Annotated in this window: 2 protein-coding genes; both read right to left on the reverse strand. The window is 36.8% G+C overall.

Translation table 11 applies throughout. The features are described 5' to 3' along the window. Positions 1-135: 135 nt before the first annotated feature. The gene (locus tag KKF75_03900; GenBank protein ID MBU4381334.1) at positions 136-1,038 is read right to left on the reverse strand and encodes a hypothetical protein; all 903 of its coding nucleotides are present in this window, start codon (positions 1,036-1,038) and stop codon (positions 136-138) included. Between the two features lie 437 nt (positions 1,039-1,475). After that, positions 1,476-2,792, reverse strand: coding sequence for a hypothetical protein (locus KKF75_03905; protein ID MBU4381335.1), 1,317 nt, complete (start codon positions 2,790-2,792; stop codon positions 1,476-1,478). Between the last annotated feature and the right edge of the window lie 413 nt (positions 2,793-3,205).

Genomic DNA, 3,205 nt, shown 5'->3' on the forward strand with positions numbered 1-3,205 from the left:
CCAGTAAGAAGAAGAAAGCCGCGAAGAGGTAGCGCTTGCCGCGCCTCCGAAACTGCCTGCCCGCCTCTGGAGGGTCGGCTCGTAAAAGTCGCTGAAAGCGACTAAAAGAAAAAACGCAAAAATTTTAAAGAACTTTTATAAATATTCCTTAATTATCTTTAAATATCTATGATCCCCCTGACTTTTTTGGTAATACCAATACTCGAATCCCCACAAAAGAATTTCTTTTACTCCCAGAGATAATGCTTTTTTTAGATTACTTTCCAATAGTTTCGGCGAAATGCTTTCAGGGTTTTTTGATAGATACTCTTTTTCATCTTTTTCCCATGGTTCTGCCTGAAGTTCCGTAATAATCATTTCTTTGGGAGATGTTTTAATAATTTTTTGCAAGTAATTATTATTTGTTCTTGGCCCCTCATAAACTGATTTTCCCTTATCGCTTTTCATAAACTGTTTGTAGTAAATGTCCAAACCAATTACGTCTGATATCGATGACACCTTAGGAAATAACTGCCTTGATTCCAAATCATTAGCCCAAAGTGTTAGAATAATTGGCCGACTATCAAGTTTTCTCACCAATTCAACCTCTTCTTTTAAAAAATCAATAGGAACAGCTAAATTTTTCTGACCGCTTGGATCAAGCGGTTCATTTTCAACTTGCCAATGTGTGATGCAGGAAAAGTTTTTTAAAGTTTTTACCAACTTTTCTATAAATAACAAAGTTCTTTTTTTTGCTTCTAAATTATTAAAGTCTTTCTCTTTTAAATATCCTGGCCAATAAAATTCTGGCCAGCGGGGCGATTTCACTCCCACGTTCATGATCACTTTTTGTTTTGTTTTTTCACACCGATTTAATAAATCCTCTAATACAGAAAAATTGTATAACCCTTTGCTTTTTTCTATCGCTTGCCAATAACTGCCAAGTCTCAAGTGTGAAAAACCCATTTCCAGGGCAAAATCCAAAGCGTCATCAATCGGGATTTTGAGATAATTTAAATGTGTGTGGCTAAACGTAATTCCGAAACGAATAGAAATCATATATTTATTATACAAATATTTTACAATAGAGGCGAATTCTAATTTGAATGCGAACACTTTGGTTAATTAGTAATTGATTTTCTCGCCCTTCGGGCGAGTGTCCTCGTCTCACCCCACCTGTACGCAGACAAGAACCCCCTTAAATTTCAGTTAGTTTCAAAAACCGACATTATTGTTTTTAGTAGGAGACCAGAGTGGTGGAGTAAAACAGGGATTAGGAAAATTAAAACATACAGGTGAGCCAAGAAAACATGACCGAGAGAGAGATTGTATACAAAAAACATTTCTATTCAAACGAGGCAAAACAAAAAACCCGTAAAACAAAGTAATCACGAATGTTAGAAACAGTCCAACTAGTAGGATAAAAATTAGTCTACTGATCTTACTTTTCATTTTATCTACTCGAATTTTCTCTCTTCAACCATCTTAACATAATTCTAACCATCGCAACTTGATGATCCGGAAATTACCCACGGAATCGAAAATCCTTTATATTCTCCTCCGGTCATATCAATAGGATAGATTTCAAAATAACCATTCAAATATGTTCCACCAGAAAAAAATACGGAATCATCTACGTATGTAGCCTTGCTTCCATCAGGAAATACCAACTGATCTTTTGGTAAAAACAATTGGTGGTAATCACTTAAACGATTGTTTCGATCATAAAAAGACTTACCTTCGTAGAAGGTAGAACTTTGTGGGAAAAAAAGATCAAACCGTTCACTGTCAAACGCTATCTGAATTTTTCTTCTTGTTGTATCTTCCAACTCTGCTTTTGTTTGTGGAAAGGATATACCGTAGTATAAATTTGAATTATTAAATGAGGGTAATGGAACTTTAAGATAATTGCTGTCGTAATAATAACCTTCACTACAATTGTCTCCCGCGATAAGTGGATATTGTTTCAAAAAATAGTATTCTGAAGTTTTATCTACAACATAAATATCCTGCGTAGTTAAATGATATTCTGTGTCAACAAAGAACGTCATCGTTTGATAATTATCATTTCCTTGTATTGTTAGTGTATGTTTCCCTTTTGAAAGTGGTGTCTCTGATTTCGTAAAAAAGACAACTGGAGGTAATTCAGATTGTTTATTGGTAAGACAATCACTTTCTAAATTAAAAATGTCGTCTGGTGGAGATTTCTCGCCTGTTTTTGGATCGTAAGATGAAGTTCCATCTGGATTTAGATTTCTGTTTTTACATAAAACGGTTGGGTATTGCGGAGTTCCGAAAACAGCTTTAACGGCAATATCATCAATTTTTACTTTGAGATTCTTTACCCTTCCTGGGATAAAGCGTAAAAAGTATTCGTCTTCCCCGGAAACCGGTGACTTTTCTAAACCAAATTTTGTATCGAGGTATATGTCGGATTTCTGTGCCACTTTTCCTATTATTGTTGGCAAATTGTTATTAATAGTAATGCCCTCACTATAGGGATAAAAAACACCATAAGATTTCCCTATAGTCGGATCGGCCTGTGTTGCTGGAATGGTTGGTTGAGGTTGAGGAGTTGGTGTCGCTGTATTGATCATGCTGGTGTCTTTATTTGTTTCCGACTCTGTATTTCTCTTTGATCCTTCGTAAATTGTTACTCTTGAAATTAAGGAGATTATTAGTAAGACGAACAGTACAATAGAGGTTAACTTCCAATATTTAAGTCTTTTTTCTAAAACTTCAGAACTTTCAACAGAGGTGCTTTGGCCTGTTTTTTGTGAGTTTTGATCACCAACATTAATTTGGTCTTTCATATGGATATCTACAAAAAAGTATAGCATAAATTCGGATTTCAAGTATCCACAATTTGTATACTGTTAGTGGACTCAACTTTCACCGATTGCTATTTTTAATGGTGTATTCGGACAACATGAGCAATCTGGTTGGGTCTACCGGATACGCCATTTGAGTTAATAAAAAGTTCTTTAAAATTTTTGCGTTTTTTCTTTTAGTCGCTTTCAGCGACTTTTACGAGCCGACCCTCCAGAGGCGGGCAGGCAGTTTCGGAGGCGCGGCAAGCGCTACCTCTTCGCGGCTTTCTTCTTCTTACTGGCTGACCGTTTACAAAAAATGTCGAACTTCAATGTGCTAGCTCGCCGCTTCGTGGCTCGCTTGCTCCAGCGTGGCGCCCCCACCCGCCGCGCCTCCGCTATTTTTTGCGCGCGCG

This window comes from Patescibacteria group bacterium, from assembly GCA_018896215.1.
Lineage (GTDB): Bacteria > Patescibacteriota > WWE3 > 0-14-0-20-40-13 > 0-14-0-20-40-13 > JAHINB01.

Excerpts from the sequence above, each read along its gene's own strand:
- KKF75_03900 (MBU4381334.1), bottom strand. The coding sequence starts at position 1,038 with ATGATTTCTATTCGTTTCGGAATTACGTTTAGCCACACACATTTAAAT.
- KKF75_03905 (MBU4381335.1), bottom strand. The coding sequence starts at position 2,792 with ATGAAAGACCAAATTAATGTTGGTGATCAAAACTCACAAAAAACAGGC.